This is a genomic window from Patiriisocius marinus, from assembly GCF_008974325.1.
Taxonomy (GTDB): domain Bacteria; phylum Bacteroidota; class Bacteroidia; order Flavobacteriales; family Flavobacteriaceae; genus Patiriisocius; species Patiriisocius marinus.
Window position 1 is genome coordinate 811,712 of the sequence record NZ_BKCG01000001.1, and the last position, 16,517, is coordinate 828,228.

Consider the following 16,517-nt stretch of genomic DNA (forward strand, 5'->3'; position numbering starts at 1 on the left):
AACATCCAAAACAAGAATACAAATGCTCGAGGTAACCATAGATAAATTTTCATATCCCAATGCTTCGGAAATATTAATTCTCGAAAATCTTTCATTTTCATTAAAGCCTGGTGAACACTTAGCTGTTTTAGGAGAAAGTGGATGCGGAAAATCTACTTTGTTATCTATAATATACGGACTCTTTCATTTAGAAAATGGAGAAGTCAAATGGAATGAGATTAAACTCTTAGGACCAACTCACAAACTCATACCTGGAGAACTGTTTATGAAGATGGTGAGTCAAGATCTGGATATCATGCCATATACATCCGTTGCCGAAAATATAGCAGAACACCTTAACCGCTTAGATAAAATTTCAGATAATGCAAGAGTTGACGAGTTACTTGAAGTAGTCGAATTACAAGCATTTAAAAACACAAAAGTTGCACACCTTAGCGGAGGTCAAAAACAACGCGTAGCAATTGCTAGAGCCTTAGCAAAGAAACCTGAAATATTATTACTTGACGAGCCATTTAGTAGTATTGATAGTTTTCTAAAAAACAAACTTCGCAGACAACTTTTTAACTATTTAAAAAAATCAAATATTGTCTGTATTTCTGCAACACATGATAGTGAAGAAGCACTTGCTTTTGCAGATAACATTCTTTTATTAAAAAACGGAAAAGAGGAAATGTATGGAACCCCTCAGCATCTTTTCAATTCATTTTCTACTGAATATCAGGGTGGATTTTTTGGTGAAGTTTCAGTTATTGAGCCTAAGCTTTTACCTACAAGTACTACTTTAAAATCACTATATTTACTACCTCATCAATTGAAAATTTCAGCTGAAAAGACTTCTTTAAAAGTAGAAATTCAAGAATCATTTTTTAAGGGCTCTCACTATTTAATAATTGCAACTATTAATAGCAATACTGTTTACTTCAACAATCCTAACGCTTTAGTTGCTGGTGAGTTTGTGTATTTAAAAAAGTAGATGGATTTAACTGAAATTAGACTCATTATCGATGGCGGAATGGCTGTGCTCATATGGATGGTACAACTTATTGTCTATCCTAGTTTCAAGTATTGTAATAAGAATCATCTGGTGTTATGGCACAAAAAATATAGTGGGAGATTAGCGGTAATTGTTATTCCTTTAATGTTTAGCCAACTAATTATTTCAATTATTCAGCTATTTGAAAAAGTTGATTTTAACAATAGCGTATACGCAATTTTAGTGTGGTCGTTATGGTTAATTACATTTGTATTTTTCGTTCCACTACATGGCAAAATAGCACAAGGTACAAGTACTCTAAAAACGTTATCCTCTTTGATTATCCGTAACTGGATTAGAACAGTATTATGGACATTACTTTTTATTCTTTCTGTTAGTTTTCGCATATATACCTTATAAAATGAGCGATACTGAAAAACTTAACATTATTTCTGAAATTATTAACGCATAGTCTTTTGTATAAAAAGTATCTTCCCTTGAACGCTAAATAGATACACTATGAATTGGGATTACTTTACAAAGGATTTAGACTGGAATACATTGTTGTCAATTATAATAGGTGCAGCAATTATATATACAGCGCTAATTATTTATACTCGAATTTTTGGGCTTAAAAGCTTTAGTAAAATGACAGGGTTTGATTTCATTAATACTATAGCAATTGGAAATATTTTTGCAATGAGCATAGGAACAGGAAGCCCTAAACTTTTAATGGGAGCTTTAATTGTAGGTTTGCTATATGGAATGAATTATCTAATTTCTTTAGTGCTTTTTAAAAGTGATACTGCTCAAAATCTAATTGATAATTCGCCAATATTATTAATGAAGAATGGTAAAATTATTGAAGAGGCTTTGAAAAAAACAAAAGTTACTAAAGATGAACTAAGAGGAAAGTTAAGAGAAGCTAATGTTTTACAATTAAGCCAAGTAAAAGCTGTTATACTAGAAACTACGGGTGATGTTAGTGTACTTCACTCGACAAAAGAACTAGAAATTGATTCGTTTCTAATGGATGATGTAAAACTTTAGTCTAACAACAAACCTTGCAACAGATATAGTGAGACTAACATAATAATAACTGAAACAACAATTGTAATATGTTGATGTCTTATTGCAGATGTAGTCTTTAAAATCAACGTAACGAGAATCATAAATACCGTTACAATCAACAATTGTCCTATTTCAATTCCTAAATTGAAACCTAAAAGCGGTAACAAAATACTATCACTTTCAAAAAGGGACATTTTTAAGAAATTTGAAAAAGCTAATCCATGAATTAACCCAAAGAACAGAACTAATCCATAAAGAAATACGTAGTTAGTTCGTTGTTCTTTTCTTGTTTTAATAATATTATTAAAACAAGTAATGATTATGGTTATTGGTATTAATAGCTCTATTAAACTACTATCAATTTGTACAATGTTGAATGAAGATAATGCTAAAGTAATACTATGTCCAAGTGTAAAGGCAGTTACCAATATGAGTAACTTTTTCCATTGCTTAATGTCGAAGAAAACAACCATAGCAAGAATAAATAACATATGGTCTATACCATCAATATCTAAAATATGAGCTAGTCCTTGCTTAAAATAAAAAATAAAATCATTCATTAGGCAACACTTGTAATTGTATATTTTCTATCGTTAAATTCAACAACATCCCCTTTTTTCTTTCCTAAAAATAACATTCCCAATGGTGCTTTTAAAGCAACACAAATGTAACTTGACTTACCTTTAGTTATTAATCCTGCTGAAATACTAATAAAGAAGGCTCCTAGGCTAGTATAAACTAAGCTTCCTAGTCTAACATAGTCTGTAGTTTGAGAAACGTCTATACGTCTTATTAAGGCTTGAAGCTGTTCTATTTCTAATAATTGCTTACCAGCATTTTCGCGATCAATTTGAAGCATTGCTCTTCCAGTTTCATGTTTATCTCCAGCACTACTTTTAGACTCATCGTCTAAAGATTCAACAATACCAGCTATAGTTTGTTGAATTTTTTCCAATCGATTGTTGACTATGGCTTCACAGTCTTGTAAAAGGGCAGATTTTAATTCCTTTGTGTTCATTTATATGACGAATCTAGAAGATAAAAGTACTTCAAATTTATATTGCTAGCGAACTTGATTTGCTAAATTTTTGCCAATCAAACTTCCTATTGCAATTCCCATTCCACCTAAACGAACACCGCAATAAATATGGTCGTCAATTTTTTTAATAATAGGTGTTTTTTGACCACCTACTCCCATTATACCACTCCACCTCATATCAATTTCAAAAGGTGTTGATGGAAGTATTGTGTATTTTAAAATAGACTCTAATGTATTTTGTATTATAGGCGTTAATCCATTTTCGGTAGTTTTTTCGGTATTAAAGTCTAAGTTGCGACCTCCTCCAAAAAGTATTCTATTTTCTATATTTCTGAAATAATAATATCCCCTATCAAGGTGAAAAGTTCCTTTTATTGTTAAACCTTCAATAGGTTTCGTGATTAACACTTGGGCCCTTGCAGGCTCTACGTCTTCACTCAACAATTGCTTTGCGAATCCATTGGTTGTAATACAAACAGTTTTAGCTTTTATAGTTATTCCACCATTAATTTGTAACGAACAAATATTTTTAAGTGAGGTTATATCCCCTACTGTTACACCATTAATAATTGTTATATTTTCTTCGGAAATTTTACGAATTAAAGCCCGCATCATTTTTCCTGTATCAATCTGACCTTCAAACTTATTGAATATTGTTTTAGCGTGTACACCTTTAAATCCAAATGGGGTGTCAATTTCAGAAAACACCCTATCATTAAATATTGGTTTTAACAGTCTATTTACAGTGTCAATTTGTGAAATACATTCGTTATAGAACTCTAATTGAGTTGCTTCAAATAATTCGTAACCTCCATGCTCTTGGTAATCTATTGCCTCATCACCTAATAGCAAGCGTAATGTTTCTAGTCCTTTTTTTCGTTCTTTAACTAGTTCAACAACTTTGTCTTCACTGTGGGTTTTTAAATCGTCTAATATTTCTGAAAGACTTCCAAAACAAGCAAATCCAGCATTTTTTGTACTTGCTCCACTTGGTAAAAATCCCTTTTCAAATAGTACTATCGTAGCTTCAGGATATCTTTTTCTTAACTCTAACGCACAGCTACATCCCACTATTCCGCTACCTATTATTGCGTAATCAATATTGTTGAACCAAGAGGTTTGTTCCCAATACGAAATGTTCATTTTTTTAATATTTCAGAAGTTAAAAACAAGATAAAAAAAAGCACCAAGAATAGAAACTCTTGGTGCTTTATATAAAATTTATGCATGTTGCAAAAAACAGTACTAACTAATAAGTACTATTCTTCGTCTACAGGGTCATTCATTTTCCACGTATCCATAAATGCCGTTGTATAGTTTCCTGCAACGTAATCTGGATGGTCCATTAATTGTCTGTGAAAAGGAATTGTAGTTTTAATACCTTCAATTACAAACTCATCTAATGCGCGTTTCATTTTGCTAATTGCTTCTTCACGTGTTTGCGCTGTTGTAATTAACTTAGCAATCATTGAATCGTAATTAGGTGGTATTGAATATCCTGCATACACGTGAGTATCTAAACGAACACCGTGTCCGCCTGGAGCATGTAATGTTGTGATTCTACCTGGTGATGGGCGAAAATCATTATAAGGATCTTCAGCATTGATTCTACATTCAATTGAATGAAGATTTGGTAGGTAGTTTTTTCCTGAAATAGGAATTCCTGCTGCTACCATTATTTGCTCACGAATTAAATCGAAATCGATCACTTGTTCAGTAATAGGGTGCTCTACTTGAATACGAGTATTCATTTCCATAAAGTAGAAGTTACGGTGTTTATCAACTAGAAATTCTACCGTTCCTGCACCTTCATATTTAATATATTCAGCCGCTTTTACTGCTGCTGTACCCATTGCTTCTCTAAGCTCATCTGTCATAAACGGGCTTGGAGTTTCTTCAGTTAATTTTTGGTGTCTACGTTGTACAGAACAATCGCGTTCACTTAAATGACAAGCTCTTCCGTTGCTATCACCTACTATTTGAATTTCAATGTGGCGAGGCTCTTCAATAAGCTTTTCCATATACATGTCATCATTTCCAAAAGCAGCTTTACTTTCTTGTCGTGCAGATTCCCACGCATCTTGTAAATCTTCTTCTTTCCAAACGGCACGCATTCCTTTACCTCCACCACCTGCACTAGCTTTAAGCATTACTGGATATCCAGTTTCTTTAGCTACTTTAAGACAGGTTTTGAAATCTGGTATTACACCTTCACTTCCAGGAACACAAGGTACTCCTGCTGCAATCATGGTAGATTTAGCATTTGCTTTATCTCCCATTCTTTCAATCATTTCTGGTGATGCTCCAATAAATTTAATATTGTGCTCATCACAAATACGTGAAAACTTCGCATTTTCAGATAAAAACCCATATCCTGGATGAATCGCATCAGCATTAGTAATTTCTGCAGCAGCAATGATGTTTGACATTTTCAAATAACTTTCACTACTTGGTGCTGGACCAATACATACAGCTTCATCTGCAAATTTTACATGCAAACTTTCTTCATCTGCCTTTGAGTAAACTGCTACAGTTTTAATACCCATTTCTTTACAAGTTCTAATTACACGTAATGCAATTTCACCTCTATTGGCAATCAATATCTTTTTAAACATAAATTCTGAAATTAGTAAATTCCACGTTCTATTCTCGAAATTAATCGTGATTAGAAAAGAGAATTATGATTAAACTTAAGACGGATCAACTAGAAAAAGTGGCTGATCAAATTCTACAGGTGAAGCATCATCTACTAAGATTTTTACAATCTTACCAGTAACTTCACTTTCAATTTCATTAAAAAGTTTCATAGCTTCGATAACACAAAGTACGTCACCTTCACCTATTTGAGTTCCCACTTCAACAAACATAGGTTTGTCTGGAGATGGCTTACGGTAAAAAGTTCCAATAATTGGAGATTTTACAGTGATAAATTTAGAAGTTTCTTCCTCTGCTACTGGAGTAACTGGAGCTGCTGGTGCAGCTGGTGCTACTGGCGCAGCTTGTGGAGCTGCAGCTGCCATAGTAGGCAATTGCTGTATATACGTAGTTTCGCCTTTACCGTGCTCTCCTGTTCTAATGGTAATTTTAACGTCTTCCATTTCAAGTTTTACTTCACTAGCACCTGACTTAGCTACAAACTTGATTAAATTTTGAATGTCTTTTAATTCCATATTGTTAGTTTTTATATACTTTTCTATTGGTTTAAAATTCTATTTTGAATCGTATGCCCATTTAACGTAAATAGCCCCCCAAGTAAATCCTCCTCCAAAGGATGCAAATACAAGATTGTCTCCTTTTTTTAGTTGGCTCTCATAATCATTAAGGCATAACGGAAGTGTTGCTGATGTAGTATTCCCATATTTATGAATATTAATCATCACTTTCTCTTCTGGTAATTTCATTCTCCTTGAAGTTGCATCAATAATTCGTTTATTAGCCTGATGAGGCACTAACCATTGAACATCATCTCCCGTAAGATTATTACGCATCATTATTTGTTCTGAAACATCTGCCATATTTGAAACGGCAAATTTAAATACCGTTTTCCCATCTTGAAAAACCGTATGTTGCTTGTTTGCAACAGTTTCTGCAGATGAGGGTAAGATTGAACCACCAGCGTCTATTTTCAAGCTGTGGCGACCTATTCCATCAGACCTTAATATTTCATCTTGAAGACCATAGCCCTCTTCATTGGCTTCAAATAAAACAGCTCCACCTCCATCACCAAAAATGATACAGGTTGTTCTATCTGTATAGTCAATAATTGAAGACATTTTATCAGCTCCTATTAATAGAACCTTTTTATATCTTCCAGACTCGATATATCGTGCTGCTGTAGACATTCCATACAGAAAGCTTGAACAAGCAGCTACTAGATCAAATGAAAAAGCGTTAACGGCTCCTATTTGGGATGCAACGTAAACGCCTGTTGCCGCAACCGGCATATCTGGTGTGGCCGTAGCCATAATCACCATGTCAATATCTTCTGGGTTTGTATTATTTTTTGAAAGGCAATCCTTCGCAGCTTCAATTGCTAAAAACGAGGTTCCTTTATCAGCACCTTTAAGGATACGGCGCTCTTTAATTCCTGTTCGGCTGGTAATCCATTCATCGTTGGTATCGACCATGGTTTCCAGAATTTTGTTAGTTAAAACATAATCAGGAACGTAGCCTCCTACAGCTGTAATTGCAGCAGTGATTGTACTCATAGAATTCTTTTAAATTCGGCTTTAATGAGATAAAGTATCTCTAAAGGGCACGAAAAATACTGAATTTTAATCAAAAAAAATGAGAAATTCACCTTTTTTGGAGAATCTAAAAAATTTAGATAAATAAAAAACTCTCACAGACCGTGAGAGTTTTTCAATCAATAAGTTTTAAAGCAATACTTTATGCCTCTATTTCTTCAACAGCATCGATTACAATCTGTCCACGGTAGTATAATTTACCTTCGTGCCAGTGTGCTCTGTGGTATAAATGCGACTCACCAGTTGTAGGGTCAGTAGCTATTTGAGGAGCAACTGCCTTGTAATGTGTTCTTCTTTTATCTCTTCTTGTTTTGGAGATTTTTCTTTTAGGATGTGCCATTACTTTATGTTATTTATCGTTTAATAATTTTTTTAATGAATCCCATCGAGGATCTGTTGGTCCTTCTTTGGGTTCGTTTACTTCTTCTTCTGTCGACTTTAAGCTTAATTCTTCAAGTTTGTCTAATATATCGCTTTTAAGAGTCCCATCCTCTATACCTGGATGTACCTTTCTTGCTGGTAAATTTAAAACAATTGACTCATATACAAATTGCTGAATGTTTACTTCGTAACTTCCGTGAGATATAATGAGTAAATCTTCATTTTCATCATTATACTCTTCGCCAAATTTAACTACAAAGTGATAACTACCTTCAACTTTTTGATCAAAAGGCTCATTAGTTACATCACAATTAACATTTACACTTCCTGAATAAGTAAGTGTAAACTCCATAAGAGTTGTTTTTTTATCTAATAAAACATCTAAATTAATAGCTGCTGAATTAAATTCGTCAAACTCAAAGTGCTCAAAGAACTTTCGTTCTATTTTATAGTCAAAATGGTGTTTTCCTAGTTTCAATCCCACGAATGGAATTGTAAATTCTTTCAAATCTCTCATTGTCACACCTTAATTATAAAACACGCCTTACGTATAAAGCGGGTGCAAAGATAAAAAAATATTTGATTTGCAAATTATTTTATCACTACTTTTTTACAAACGGCTTTCGCTTGCTGATTTTTAACGGGTTATCTGCAATAATCGCATATTCTTTACGTGCTTTAAAAATTTCAATAGCACTAAATACAGCAGCTCTAAATGATGAGTGATCTGCTAACCCTTTTCCAGCTATATCGTAGGCTGTACCGTGGTCTGGCGATGTTCTTATTCTGTCTAAACCAGCTGTGAAATTAACTCCAGAACCAAAAGCTAATGTTTTAAAAGGAATTAGCCCTTGGTCGTGATATGAAGCAATAATTACGTCAAAATTTTTATAATTTCCAGAACCGAAGAAGCTATCTGCGGCATAAGGACCAAAAATTGTCTTGCCATTATTTCTTAAATTATCTAAAGTAGGGCGTAAAACAGTATCGTCCTCATCCCCAATTACTCCATTATCACCCGTATGAGGATTTATCCCTAATACTGCAATTTTTGGCTTTTCAACTCCAAAATCTTGAATTAAAGTTTTATGTATTGTGTTTATTTTATTCTCGATTAAATCTCTTGTAATAGCTGCTGACACATCCTTTACTGCAACATGATCTGTTAATAACCCAACTCTTAAAGTCTCACTAATCATTAACATTAAACTATCCCCCTTTAATTCTTGGTTTAAATAATCTGTATGTCCTGGAAATTTAAACGTTTCGCTTTGAATATTCGCTTTGTTGATAGGTGCTGTTACAAGAACATCAATGGCCTCTTCCTTAAGTGCTTTTACAGCAGAAGATAATGATTTAATTGCGTACTCACCTATTTTAAAATCTTCTTCACCAAACTTTATTTCAACTTGCTCCTTCCAAACATTAAGTACGTTTATTTTTTTAGATACAATTTTATCTAAAGTATCTATCCCATGAAAATTAATTTCTTTCCCATATTGCTTTTTGAAAAAGGACATCAATTTCACATTCGCAAAGATCACCGGTGTACAAAAATCAAGCATTCGCGAATCTTCAAATGTTTTCAAAACAATCTCGCTTCCTATTCCATTAAGATCACCTATTGAAATTCCAACTATTATTTTATCTCCTTTGCTCATTATGCTTATGACTGTTATAGTTATTTTTGCTAAAAACCAATTTAATATCACGAATGAATTGGTATCACAAATGTAACGAATTAGACTATGTTTACAGGTATTATTGAGTCCTTAGGTAAAATAAAATCATTAAGAAAAGATGATGATAATATACATATTGAAGTAGAAAGCACACTAACACCACAACTTAAAATTGATCAAAGTGTCTCACATAATGGAGTTTGCTTAACGGTAGTTTCACTAAATGATACAAGCTATGTAGTAACCGCAATTAATGAAACGCTACAAAAAACCAACTTATCATCACTTAAAACTGGATCATTGGTGAATCTTGAAAGAGCAATGAAATTAGGAGAAAGACTTGATGGACACATTGTTCAAGGGCACGTTGATCAAGTTGCAACTTGTACTGAGGTAGAGGAAACTAATGGGAGTTGGAAGTACACTTTTAGTTATGACACATCACTAAACAACATTACTATTGAAAAAGGCTCAATAACTGTAAACGGCGTAAGCTTAACTGTTGTAGATTCAAAAAAAGATAGCTTTAGTGTTGCTATTATACCTTATACATATGAACATACGGTATTCCATACCTTTGAAAAAAGCACGATTGTGAATCTAGAATTTGATGTAATTGGGAAATACGTTAAACGTATTACTGAGGGATATTTATAAATTTTCTATTCTTATAGGCAACATATATTCCGTAAAAAATAGCCACAACAATTAGAATAGCAATGTTAGTATCTAACGGAAGTTCTGGTGGACACGTAGGACACATTTTGGTTGGTGGTGGTGGACCTGAACTAGCCGAAAGGCCTTGTCCAAGCATAGGTATAGCTGTAAGAAAACAGAATACTGGGGCTAATATTTTAACGATTTGGGGTCGCATACAGTGGGCTAAAGTAATAAAATTTTTATTATAACGGATAAAATCGACCTTTTATCTATTATTTATTAACAGTTAATATTGTGAGATATTGTTCTGAATCAAATTTTACACTTGATTTTTATTATGTATTAGCCCCTTAACTACTTAAATACTAACAATGTAGGTTTTAATATTTTCGTATATAAAGAACTAGTGGTCCCACATGGGCTCGAACCATGGACCCCCTGATTATGAGTCAGGTGCTCTAACCAGCTGAGCTATAGGACCGGTAATCTGCGTGCAAAAGTAATCTGTTTTACGTTTTTCACAAACTTTTTTCACTATTTAATTTCTTGACACAACTCAATTAGCACTCCGTGAGCACTTTTGGGGTGTAAAAAAGTTACTAATTTGTTATCTGCTCCTTTTTTAGGAGTTTCGTTTAAAACTGTGAATCCCTCTCCTTTTAAACGTTCAATTTCACATACAATGTCTTCTACAGCAAAGGCTATATGGTGTATCCCTTCACCTTTTTTGTTTATAAACTTAGCAATTGGACTATCATCGTTTGTTGCTTCAAGAAGCTCTATTTTACTTTCTCCACATTTAAAAAAAGAAGTTTGTACACCCTCTGATGCCACACCTTCCGTTTTATAATGTTCATAACCTAAAAGTTTACTGTAAACTTCATTCGCTGTTTTTAAACTTTTCACAGCAATACCTATGTGTTCAATCTTAGTTATATGTTCCATTTATTTAAGTTTTTAGTTTTTATCTTGAAATATAACAAGTTTTAACGCATTAATATTTCAGAATAGCTATCAAAAATACCAATTACTATACACCTTAGCGTCCGTCAATGTCATTTATTGTCTATTTTTGCGCTATGATTGAAAGTAATAGACAAAAAAAGATAGCAGGAGTTCTTCAAGAAGATCTTGCTAATGTGCTACAAAACAGATTGCGTGAAGCTGGACAAATGGGAATTTTAATCTCAGTAAGCAAAGTTACAGTAACAACTGATTTGTCAATAGCCAAGGTATATGCGAGTGTTTTTCCGTCTACAAATGCAGATGATATTGTAAAGGAATTAAATGCTATTAAGCCACAAATAAAACACGAAATATCTCAATTGACTAAACACCAATTGCGACGTATGCCGGAGTTATATTTCTACAATGACGACTCGTTAGATTACATTGAAAAAATTGATGAAGCGGTTAAAGGTGAGGAAGATCCATTGAAAAACCCTGATTTAATGCCAAAACGCAAAAAGTCTTAGATTGAATTTTTCGCTATATATAGCAAAGCGTTATCTGTTTTCATTAAGCAGTAATAACGCTATCAACATTATTACTATTATTGCTGCAACAGGTGTTGTAGTGAGTTCTTTAGTGTTGTTTATTGTTTTAAGCGGGTTTTCTGGTTTAAAAGATTTTAGCTTGCAATACACAAGCATTTTTGATCCAGATTTAAAGGTGCTCCCTTCTTCAGGGAAAACTATAAATTTTAGTGATGCTCAACAATTACAATTATCTAAAATTGATGGTGTTAGCTCTTATTCTCAAATAATAGAGGAGCGCATTTTTATGCAATTTAGAGGTAAAAAAACTATTGGTTACATAAAAGGGGTTGATGAAAACTTCGGAAATGTAAATGCTATAGATAGTATCATGATTGTTGCTCCCTGGTTCGAACCTAATAAACAAGAGGTCGTAATAGGTTATGGAATATCACAGAAACTTGGTTTAGGAGCGAGAGATTATTTAAACTTTTTAGAAATCTTTGTTCCTAAACCTGGTATTGGACAACTAGACCCTCTAAATCCTGGAAAAGACTTTAACAAGGAAAGTGTTGTTGTTTCTGGAGTTTATTTTGTGAACGAAGAGCTCAATAGTAAATATGTTTTCAGTGACTTGAATTTTGCTAGAAATTTACTAAGCCTCGACTCTACTAAAATTTCAGGTTTAGAAATTAAGTTGAAAGAAGGTGCTTTAGAAAATGATGTTAGAGATCAAATATCTCAAATTTTTAATAATGATATTTTATTAAAAAACAGAATTGAGCAAAATGATGCGCTTTATAAAATGCTTAATACTGAAAATGTTGCTGTGTATCTAATCTGTACGCTTGTAATGATAATTGCGCTTTTTAATGTAATAGGATCTATAATTATGATGATTCTAGATAAGCGTAAAAACATTAAAACACTTTACAACATGGGCGCTACACTTAGCGGTATTCGCCGTATTTTCTTTTTACAAGGTGCCTTAATGACTTTTCTTGGAGGTGTTCTAGGAATTATACTTGGAGTAATTGTTGTTTGGCTTCAGCTTAAATTTGAATTTATACACATTACCCCTACACTTCCATATCCTGTAAAACTAAAATTTGAAAACATTCTTATCGTTTTTGCTACAATTTCAATTCTAGGGCTTCTTGCTGCAACAATTGCTGCTAGTCGTGTAAGAGAACGCTTAATAGAATAACAGTCCCTAAAACAATATTCTACACAAACTGAAAGTCGTGAAATTTTTCTAGTACCTCATCAAATGCGGCAAATACATCAGCACTTGCGTCACTTGTTACCATTTTCATTCGGTGTTCTTTAAAGTGTGGGATTCCTTTAAAATAATTTGTGTAGTGACGGCGAGTTTCAAAAACCCCTAATGTTTCGCCTTTCCAATCTATAGCCATTTCTAAGTGACGTCTAGCTGCTGCTACTCGTTCTACCATAGTTGGAGGAGCCGCATGTGTTCCTGTTTCAAAATAATGTTTTACTTCTTTAAAAAACCACGGATACCCTATGCTAGCACGACCTATCATAGCTCCATCTAAACCAAACTTATCTCGCATTAGCATCGCTTTCTCAGGAGTATCTACATCGCCATTCCCAAAAACAGGAATGTGCATTCGTTGGTTATTTTTAACCTCAGCAATTGGCGCCCAATTTGCCTCTCCTTTATACATTTGAGCTCTCGTACGACCGTGAATAGATATTGCCGCACAGCCTACGTCTTGTAATCGCTCTGCTACTTCTACAATCTTTATAGAATCATCATCCCAACCCAATCTTGTTTTTACTGTAACAGGAAGTTTTGTGTGTTTTACCATAGCTTCAGTTAATGAAACCATAAGGTCAATGTCTTTTAAAATACCTGCTCCTGCTCCTTTAGAAACTACTTTCTTAACAGGACACCCAAAATTAATATCAATAATATCTGGCCCACTAGCCTCGACTATTTCTACACTCTTTAACATGGATTCTAAAACAGCCCCAAAAATTTGAATTCCTACAGGTCGTTCCTTTTCGTAAATGTCTAATTTCATAACACTTTTAGAAGCATCGCGTATAAGTCCTTCGCTAGAAATAAACTCAGTATATACAACATCTGCCCCTTGTTCCTTACATAACGCACGAAACGGTGGGTCACTAACATCTTCCATTGGTGCAAGTAACAATGGGAAATCTCCTACATCTATGTCGCCTATTTTGCTCATACTTCAACTTCGCTCAAAAAGCGAATTAGTTTAGTGTTATTTAGAGTACAAAAATAAACAATTTTTTAGCTGTAAAATTTAATCAGATTTTAGGTGGGTTATCTTCGGAAATATTAACGATTTAAAATTTCGGCGTTAGCCAAAAAATATGCTACTCTAATCTATCTTTTTCATCCGTTTTCTTTGTGCGATTATTATCACTTAGTCTAAAATTTCCGAAGTTATATTTAAAACTTATTCGAAACAATCGAGACTCTGGCTGTGCAAAATAGCTGTTATCTTGGTTAAGATATTTTGTTGTTACGGGAACATTGTTTGTATTAAAAATATCATCAACACCTGCACTTACACTAGCGCGTTTGTTCCAAAATGATTTTCTAAGGGATATTGAAAAATTAAAAATATTATTAAACTCACTTGATCCGGAAATTAAGTTTGAAATATATAACAATGTCACATCTGAGGTAAATGTTTGATCTTTAGACAACGTAAGTCCACTATACATTTGTGCATAAAATCCAAACGTATTATTTACTGCTGTTTCTTCAACGCTTTCTAAAGCAAAAAATTCGTTTTCTAAGTAAAAAGTTGATGTTACAGCACTAAAATACAACCAATCTTTTAGAGGGGTATAATAAATAAAATCAAGGCTATATTGATAAAAACTTATTACGTTAGCATCTAATTGACGGAGTGTCTGCGTAGTATTATTTTGAAAGTTTAAAACTTCTAATGAGTTGTCAATTTCTTGATAATAGGCGTCAATAAAAAATTTGTTTTTTAAATTATAGCTCAAGGTCACTTTGTTCTCTAACGAAGGCATCAAATTGGGGTTTCCCGAATTAAAATTATTCTCATTTAAGAAATAGCTAAACGGATTTAAACTTTGATAACGAGGTCTATTTATTGCTCTTTTATAAGTTATTCCTACTGAATGGTCTTCATTAAGTTGAAATTCGGTAGAAATTGTAGGGAAGAGTTCAAAATAGTTTTGTGTATTGACAACACCTAGTGATCTGGAGTCTCCATTCACGGCTGTATATTCAGCCCGCAGTCCTGCGCTTAAATTTAGTTTTCCAAATTGTTTTTGATAGTTGACATAACCGGCAAAAATTGACTCTTTGTATAAAAACAAATCTGAGAAAGCTTGATTGAAAACCATGGTATTGTTTTCTGTGTCAAAAAAATCGAGACCGCTTGTGGTGTCAATGTTAGAGTATTTTACCCCTGTTTCTAAATTACCCTCAGCTAGAGGGGTTTCAACATCAAATTTTCCAATAAAAATATCCGTATCTTGAATAGCACTTGTTGAAAAACTATTATTTCGTAAAAAAGCATCATCCGGCCCAAAATAATCACTGTTTAAATCTTGTATTCTGTCTTTTTTATACTTTATATAATTAAATCCTGTAGTGGTCTTGGCACCTTTTTCTCCAATTGTTGCAACATATTCTGCATTAAAAGACAAATTAGATTGGTCCGTTTCTAAGGAACTATTTGTAATAAAAGTAGAATCAATTTGTCTTTGAGCGTTTCGTATTTCGTTTGTTTGATTGTTTTCAAATTTTTTATTAGGTGAAATTAGACCGTTTACAGAGATACTTAATGAGTTTCTATCATTGATTGTAATGTCTGCAATAATATTTGCTTGGTGTGCTCTACTTCTTGTAATACGCGTAAAGTCTCCATCCCAAATTGATTTAGTTGAACCATCTTCATTAAAATACCGAATAAAACTATCGTCATCTTTATTTTCTTTACGTGGACTAAAACTATAACTTCCGTAAAGATTTACTTTATTGTTTTTATAAAAGTGAGACGTACCTAATTGATATTTAGCAAAAGTAGCTTGCTCATAAGTAGTGTTAACACTCCCTTTATAACCTGGGCTAATTGATTTACTGGTAATAATATTTAATACAGTACTAGCCTCTGCGTCATATTTAGAAGAAGGTGTTGTTATCACCTCTACAGATTTGATAACATTAGCATCAAGACTTTGCAAAAATGTTGCAATTTCAGAACTTGATAAATAAACACGTTTATTGTTTAAATAAATAGTTGTGGGTTGGTTTTTTATGGAAATTCCATCTCCTATTATTAATACTCCTGGCGTTTTTTTCAATAAATCGAACGTATTTCCAACGGATAGCGATGTGTTTTCTACGTTAAATATAAGTTTGCCGGCTGTTTTTTTTATTGTTGGCTTTTTTGAAACAACAACTGCCTCATCAAGATTTTCCGTAGCAAGAGTTAAAAAAGTGGTGCCTAGTTGATAATTTGAAGTTACCTCAATTGTTTCTGAAATATTCTCATACCCTAAATAGCTAAAAGAAACAGAGTAGTTATTTTTAGGTAATCCCTCAATTGAAAAGTTTCCTTCTTCATCGGTTATACTTGCTTTTACAAATTTAAGCTCAGATTTTCCCCCTTCGGGTGTTTTAGATACGATAACGTTAACAAATGAAATAGCTTGTTGTTTTTCGTCCTTCACATTTCCGCTTATTGTAAATTCCTGTGCTATTAATACGGCAGGAAATAAAAACAAAAAAAGTGCTCCTTTTAATCTCATAAAAAATGTTGAGTATAGCTCTCAAAATATTTAATTATTACTATAAAATCCGAATTAAGAGGGGGAGATGAGTTATGAGATTCATTCAAATAATTCGTAATCAACAAATATGTTAATTTATTCTTAAATAAATGTTAGTAAATCTGTTTTATCGATTAAATGCAAACACGTGTACAACAATTGCATTTAAAGTATATT

Annotated in this window: 19 protein-coding genes and 1 tRNA gene; 6 read left to right on the forward strand and 14 right to left on the reverse strand. The window is 33.1% G+C overall.

From position 1 onward, the window contains the following. Nucleotides 1-22: 22 nt before the first annotated feature. From GBH57_RS03545 to GBH57_RS03555, 3 genes are all read left to right on the forward strand, one after another. Nucleotides 23-973 carry an ABC transporter ATP-binding protein gene (locus GBH57_RS03545; RefSeq protein WP_151672671.1) on the forward strand — a complete coding sequence of 317 codons (951 nt, stop codon included), beginning with the start codon at nucleotides 23-25 and terminating at the stop codon, nucleotides 971-973. Next, nucleotides 974-1,393 carry a hypothetical protein gene (locus GBH57_RS03550; protein ID WP_151672672.1) on the forward strand — a complete coding sequence of 140 codons (420 nt, stop codon included), beginning with the start codon at nucleotides 974-976 and terminating at the stop codon, nucleotides 1,391-1,393. 99 nt (nucleotides 1,394-1,492) lie between these two features. Beyond that, the gene (locus tag GBH57_RS03555; protein WP_151672673.1) at nucleotides 1,493-2,023 is read left to right on the forward strand and encodes a DUF421 domain-containing protein; all 531 of its coding nucleotides are present in this window, start codon (nucleotides 1,493-1,495) and stop codon (nucleotides 2,021-2,023) included. Here the strand turns inward: GBH57_RS03555 and GBH57_RS03560 are convergent. From GBH57_RS03560 to pdxA, 9 genes are all read right to left on the reverse strand, one after another. Beyond that, the gene (locus tag GBH57_RS03560) at nucleotides 2,020-2,604 is read right to left on the reverse strand and encodes a HupE/UreJ family protein (protein WP_151672674.1); all 585 of its coding nucleotides are present in this window, start codon (nucleotides 2,602-2,604) and stop codon (nucleotides 2,020-2,022) included. The two genes, GBH57_RS03555 and GBH57_RS03560, sit on opposite strands and share 4 nt — an antisense overlap. Continuing rightward, the gene (locus tag GBH57_RS03565; protein ID WP_151672675.1) at nucleotides 2,604-3,062 is read right to left on the reverse strand and encodes a 3-oxoacyl-ACP synthase; all 459 of its coding nucleotides are present in this window, start codon (nucleotides 3,060-3,062) and stop codon (nucleotides 2,604-2,606) included. The genes GBH57_RS03560 and GBH57_RS03565 overlap by 1 nt, the downstream gene beginning before the upstream one ends. Before the next feature lie 45 nt (nucleotides 3,063-3,107). Then, complete coding sequence (locus tag GBH57_RS03570) at nucleotides 3,108-4,226, reverse strand: NAD(P)/FAD-dependent oxidoreductase (RefSeq protein WP_151672676.1); 1,119 nt, start codon at nucleotides 4,224-4,226, stop codon at nucleotides 3,108-3,110. Between the two features lie 116 nt (nucleotides 4,227-4,342). Then, nucleotides 4,343-5,698 carry an acetyl-CoA carboxylase biotin carboxylase subunit gene (gene accC, locus GBH57_RS03575; protein ID WP_151672677.1) on the reverse strand — a complete coding sequence of 452 codons (1,356 nt, stop codon included), beginning with the start codon at nucleotides 5,696-5,698 and terminating at the stop codon, nucleotides 4,343-4,345. 75 nt (nucleotides 5,699-5,773) lie between these two features. Next, complete coding sequence (accB, locus tag GBH57_RS03580) at nucleotides 5,774-6,253, reverse strand: acetyl-CoA carboxylase biotin carboxyl carrier protein (protein WP_151672678.1); 480 nt, start codon at nucleotides 6,251-6,253, stop codon at nucleotides 5,774-5,776. Nucleotides 6,254-6,292: 39 nt separating this feature from the next. Next, complete coding sequence (locus tag GBH57_RS03585) at nucleotides 6,293-7,291, reverse strand: beta-ketoacyl-ACP synthase III (protein ID WP_151672679.1); 999 nt, start codon at nucleotides 7,289-7,291, stop codon at nucleotides 6,293-6,295. A gap of 181 nt (nucleotides 7,292-7,472) precedes the next feature. Further along, nucleotides 7,473-7,670 (reverse strand): 50S ribosomal protein L32, encoded by a 198-nt coding sequence (gene rpmF / locus GBH57_RS03590; RefSeq protein WP_151672680.1) that lies wholly within the window; start codon nucleotides 7,668-7,670, stop codon nucleotides 7,473-7,475. A 9-nt stretch (nucleotides 7,671-7,679) separates the two neighbouring features. Further along, the gene (locus tag GBH57_RS03595) at nucleotides 7,680-8,228 is read right to left on the reverse strand and encodes a YceD family protein (protein WP_151672681.1); all 549 of its coding nucleotides are present in this window, start codon (nucleotides 8,226-8,228) and stop codon (nucleotides 7,680-7,682) included. A gap of 85 nt (nucleotides 8,229-8,313) precedes the next feature. Then, the gene (gene pdxA, locus GBH57_RS03600) at nucleotides 8,314-9,372 is read right to left on the reverse strand and encodes a 4-hydroxythreonine-4-phosphate dehydrogenase PdxA (protein WP_151672682.1); all 1,059 of its coding nucleotides are present in this window, start codon (nucleotides 9,370-9,372) and stop codon (nucleotides 8,314-8,316) included. Nucleotides 9,373-9,459: 87 nt separating this feature from the next. Here pdxA and GBH57_RS03605 point away from each other — a divergent pair, with 87 nt between their 5' ends. Then, nucleotides 9,460-10,050, forward strand: coding sequence for a riboflavin synthase (locus GBH57_RS03605; RefSeq protein ID WP_151672683.1), 591 nt, complete (start codon nucleotides 9,460-9,462; stop codon nucleotides 10,048-10,050). Here the strand turns inward: GBH57_RS03605 and GBH57_RS16395 are convergent. From GBH57_RS16395 to mce, 3 genes are all read right to left on the reverse strand, one after another. Further along, nucleotides 10,031-10,267 (reverse strand): Fjoh_0651 family PID-CTERM protein, encoded by a 237-nt coding sequence (locus GBH57_RS16395; RefSeq protein WP_507763216.1) that lies wholly within the window; start codon nucleotides 10,265-10,267, stop codon nucleotides 10,031-10,033. The genes GBH57_RS03605 and GBH57_RS16395 overlap by 20 nt on opposite strands. Nucleotides 10,268-10,460: 193 nt before the next feature. Next, nucleotides 10,461-10,534: transfer RNA gene (locus tag GBH57_RS03615), tRNA-Ile, on the reverse strand. Nucleotides 10,535-10,587: 53 nt separating this feature from the next. Beyond that, nucleotides 10,588-10,989, reverse strand: coding sequence for a methylmalonyl-CoA epimerase (gene mce, locus GBH57_RS03620; RefSeq protein ID WP_151672969.1), 402 nt, complete (start codon nucleotides 10,987-10,989; stop codon nucleotides 10,588-10,590). Between the two features lie 116 nt (nucleotides 10,990-11,105). Here mce and rbfA point away from each other — a divergent pair, with 116 nt between their 5' ends. Both rbfA and GBH57_RS03630 read left to right on the forward strand, forming a co-directional pair. Continuing rightward, nucleotides 11,106-11,528 carry a 30S ribosome-binding factor RbfA gene (gene rbfA, locus GBH57_RS03625; RefSeq protein ID WP_235904635.1) on the forward strand — a complete coding sequence of 141 codons (423 nt, stop codon included), beginning with the start codon at nucleotides 11,106-11,108 and terminating at the stop codon, nucleotides 11,526-11,528. A 1-nt stretch (nucleotide 11,529) separates the two neighbouring features. Beyond that, nucleotides 11,530-12,735, forward strand: a complete 1,206-nt coding sequence (locus GBH57_RS03630) for an ABC transporter permease (RefSeq protein WP_151672685.1) — start codon at nucleotides 11,530-11,532, stop codon at nucleotides 12,733-12,735. A gap of 19 nt (nucleotides 12,736-12,754) precedes the next feature. On the opposite strand, the gene dusB is transcribed toward GBH57_RS03630, so the two are convergent. Then, nucleotides 12,755-13,747 (reverse strand): tRNA dihydrouridine synthase DusB, encoded by a 993-nt coding sequence (gene dusB, locus GBH57_RS03635; RefSeq protein WP_151672686.1) that lies wholly within the window; start codon nucleotides 13,745-13,747, stop codon nucleotides 12,755-12,757. Nucleotides 13,748-13,898: 151 nt separating this feature from the next. Further along, nucleotides 13,899-16,319 (reverse strand): outer membrane beta-barrel family protein, encoded by a 2,421-nt coding sequence (locus GBH57_RS03640; RefSeq protein WP_151672687.1) that lies wholly within the window; start codon nucleotides 16,317-16,319, stop codon nucleotides 13,899-13,901. Nucleotides 16,320-16,517: the final 198 nt, after the last annotated feature.

Bases quoted from the DNA above. Each gene is read 5' to 3' on its own strand.
- GBH57_RS03565 (WP_151672675.1), bottom strand. From the start codon at position 3,062: ATGAACACAAAGGAATTAAAATCTGCCCTTTTACAAGACTGTGAAGCC.
- GBH57_RS03640 (WP_151672687.1), bottom strand. From the start codon at position 16,319: ATGAGATTAAAAGGAGCACTTTTTTTGTTTTTATTTCCTGCCGTATTA.
- GBH57_RS03550 (WP_151672672.1), top strand. From the start codon at position 974: ATGGATTTAACTGAAATTAGACTCATTATCGATGGCGGAATGGCTGTG.
- rpmF (WP_151672680.1), bottom strand. From the start codon at position 7,670: ATGGCACATCCTAAAAGAAAAATCTCCAAAACAAGAAGAGATAAAAGA.
- GBH57_RS03570 (WP_151672676.1), bottom strand. From the start codon at position 4,226: ATGAACATTTCGTATTGGGAACAAACCTCTTGGTTCAACAATATTGAT.
- rbfA (WP_235904635.1), top strand. From the start codon at position 11,106: ATGTCATTTATTGTCTATTTTTGCGCTATGATTGAAAGTAATAGACAA.
- accC (WP_151672677.1), bottom strand. From the start codon at position 5,698: ATGTTTAAAAAGATATTGATTGCCAATAGAGGTGAAATTGCATTACGT.
- GBH57_RS03605 (WP_151672683.1), top strand. From the start codon at position 9,460: ATGTTTACAGGTATTATTGAGTCCTTAGGTAAAATAAAATCATTAAGA.
- GBH57_RS16395 (WP_507763216.1), bottom strand. From the start codon at position 10,267: ATGCGACCCCAAATCGTTAAAATATTAGCCCCAGTATTCTGTTTTCTT.
- pdxA (WP_151672682.1), bottom strand. From the start codon at position 9,372: ATGAGCAAAGGAGATAAAATAATAGTTGGAATTTCAATAGGTGATCTT.
- accB (WP_151672678.1), bottom strand. From the start codon at position 6,253: ATGGAATTAAAAGACATTCAAAATTTAATCAAGTTTGTAGCTAAGTCA.
- GBH57_RS03555 (WP_151672673.1), top strand. From the start codon at position 1,493: ATGAATTGGGATTACTTTACAAAGGATTTAGACTGGAATACATTGTTG.
- GBH57_RS03595 (WP_151672681.1), bottom strand. From the start codon at position 8,228: ATGAGAGATTTGAAAGAATTTACAATTCCATTCGTGGGATTGAAACTA.
- GBH57_RS03585 (WP_151672679.1), bottom strand. From the start codon at position 7,291: ATGAGTACAATCACTGCTGCAATTACAGCTGTAGGAGGCTACGTTCCT.
- GBH57_RS03545 (WP_151672671.1), top strand. From the start codon at position 23: ATGCTCGAGGTAACCATAGATAAATTTTCATATCCCAATGCTTCGGAA.
- dusB (WP_151672686.1), bottom strand. From the start codon at position 13,747: ATGAGCAAAATAGGCGACATAGATGTAGGAGATTTCCCATTGTTACTT.
- GBH57_RS03560 (WP_151672674.1), bottom strand. From the start codon at position 2,604: ATGAATGATTTTATTTTTTATTTTAAGCAAGGACTAGCTCATATTTTA.